This is a genomic window from Streptomyces sp. NPDC005728, assembly GCF_040630895.1.
Classification (GTDB): domain Bacteria; phylum Actinomycetota; class Actinomycetes; order Streptomycetales; family Streptomycetaceae; genus Streptomyces.
This window is the reverse complement of record NZ_JBEXYL010000258.1, coordinates 1-2443: the sequence shown is the minus strand read 5'-3', so window position 1 is coordinate 2443 and position 2443 is coordinate 1. Positions and strand designations below refer to the sequence as shown.

2 protein-coding genes and 1 pseudogene are annotated in these 2443 nt (G+C 69.2%); all 3 read right to left on the bottom strand.

Annotated elements, in window-relative coordinates; translation table 11 throughout:
• Positions 1-132: 132 nt before the first annotated feature.
• Entirely contained in the window at positions 133-999 is an 867-nt protein-coding gene (locus tag ABZ471_RS48330; RefSeq protein WP_359075532.1) for an AraC family transcriptional regulator, read from the bottom strand.
• 357 nt (positions 1000-1356) lie between these two features.
• Positions 1357-1734 carry a MerR family transcriptional regulator gene (locus ABZ471_RS48325; protein WP_359075531.1) on the bottom strand — a complete coding sequence of 126 codons (378 nt, stop codon included), beginning with the start codon at positions 1732-1734 and terminating at the stop codon, positions 1357-1359.
• A gap of 28 nt (positions 1735-1762) precedes the next feature.
• Positions 1763-2425, bottom strand: a pseudogene (locus tag ABZ471_RS48320) (transposase); the annotation flags it as partial.
• Positions 2426-2443 lie beyond the last annotated feature (18 nt).

Sequence of the window (2443 nt, the reverse complement as noted above, 5' to 3'; positions counted from 1 at the left end):
CCGCGGGGCGCCCGGGGGGGCCCCGCACCGGCCCCCGGGCCCGTTTCCGCCGGGGGGCGGGCCTATTTGTTTCCCCGGTTTGCACCACCGTCCCCCGGGGGGGGCGGCCCAGGGGCCGCCGCACGCTGTCATTCAGACCACAGTCCGCTCCACGGGGATCCACAGCTCCGCATCCGCCTGCGTGGCATCCGGCGACAGCCGGGTCCGCAGGATCTCGGGGCCCGGCCGGCTCCGGTAGGGATTGGACGGGAACCACTGCGTGAACACGTCCCGCCAGAGGTACTGCAGCGCCTGCGGAAACGGCCCGGAGCTCTCGAAGACGGCCCACATCCCGGCCGGCACGGTGAGCGCATCCATGTCCTCGGGCACGGCGGCTCGGGTCACCACCCCGTGGTAGTAGTCGAGTTCGGTTCCTTCCGCCCGACTCGGGTCCAGGTTCTCACTCACCCCTACGATCCCCTGCGGCTCCTGATCAGACAGACTTTGCATGCGCTGCAGCGTCTCCTGCCCGATGCCACGGATGAAGTCGGCGATGGCCGGGTTCACCCCCTCGTACACGAGGGGGACCCGTACCTTCCTGCCGACCACACGGAACTCATCCTTCTCCACGACCCGGTATCGCATACTGCTACTCCCTTCGACGGTGAGGCGGAAGGACAGCCGTGGCTGGGACTGCAGACTCGCACCGGACCGCCTGGCCTCGCCGGGGCCGACGCCGTGCATGACGCGGAACGCACGCGCGAACGCCTCCCCCGACGTGTAGCCGTACCGCACCGCGATCTCCAACAGCGTCCGGTCCCCGGCCAGCACCTCGGCACCAGCGATCGTGAGCCGCCTGCGCCGGATGTACTCCGACAGCGGAATTCCCGCCAGCGCGGAGAACAGCCGCCGCAAGTGGTACTCCGAAGTCACCACGATCCGCGCCAGGTCGGCCCCCTCGATCCGCCGATCAAGGTGGCACTCGATGTGCTCCATGGCCTGGTTCAGCCGCTCCAGCACCCCGGCCTCCTTCCCTTTCGATCACTCACGTTAGGAAGGAACCACCCTGCCGGACCCGACATCCTGTGCCCGATCCGGTCGGGTACGAGAGGCGGCCGACGACCCGCGCACATCTGGCCCCCACCGGCAGCCAGGTTTCGAGTTCGGGGCGGTTCTTCGGTTCGGGGATGGTGTGCCGGAGGTGGCGTCTACGCAGGTAGCGCCGGTTGCGGCCGGAGCTGTATGCCCGGTCGCTTTGGGCCAGGATGTTGTTGACGGTGTCCGCAAGCAGGTATGTCGCTCGCGAACCCGATGGTGCAGGGTTCGTCACGCCTGCGCCGGCAGGTCCTGCAAGACGTGGCGATGTCCGTCCTTGCTTCAGGCCCTCGGGTCCCAGAGTCCTCCGGCCTCACCGCGGGCGAGGTGGCCGGCGTAGACACCGACCTTCCACACGATGACGGAACGGCACTCCTCCAGCGCCTGGATCTGTGCGTCGACACGCTGCCGGTGGATGTCGAGGAGCTGCAGGCGTTCCGCCTCGTTGCCCGGGCCTCGTCGCACCAGTTCGGCGAACCGCTTGAGGTCGGAGAGCGGCATACCGGACTCGCGGAGCTTGACGCAGATCAGCAGCCAGTCGACATCGACCGTGGTGTAGCGACGCCGGCCGCCGGCAGTGCGTTGGACCGGTCCGACCAGCAGGCCCTCGCGCTCGTAGTACCGCAGGGCGTGCACGCTGAGTCCGGTCCGTTCGGCCACCTCGCCGATGCCCAGGGGCTCCTCACTGCCTTGCCGTCTGCCGCTTCGCTTCCCGGTACCCGTTCGAGGCGGCCTGTCCCCGCGCCGGCCGGCGCCGGGCCATCATCCGCTGATAGCGGGCGAGCTTTGGCGCAGCCGTCTTGCCATGCTGCGGGTGGGGAAGGTCGTGCGTGTCACTGGTGGTGGTCGCACTCTCGCGTACGCCCCAGTCGATCCCGATCACGCGCCCGGTGGGTGCCAGGGGCTCGATGGGCGCGGGCACGACGAACGAGGCATACCACGCACCTGTGGCGTCCTGGTACACGCGCACGCTGGACGGGTCGGTCGGAAGCTCCCGCGACCACACCACCCTCTCCGCCCGGCGGCGCTGCGGCACACGGTCCTTGATGTCCTTCAGCGCGTTCGCACGGGACTTGCCGAAGTCGCGTACGAGCTGCTGCTGAGGAACACTCGACCCAGCAGCCAGCCACGGGATTGTGCGCCTTGCCTCGGTCAGCATCCGGTCCAGCGCAGCCGGACCGACCTTCTCACCCTCCGCGTGGGGCTTCTTCGAGCGGGCCACGCACTCGTTCCAGATCCACCGGCACCGGTCCCATTCCGCTTCCAGCGCACGCCGGGCCGCCTTCGACAGGCGCACACGGAAGGTGAACCGGGCATACCCGGCCTCCCCCGTGATCACTCCCGTCGCCATACACCCGAACCTACCCGG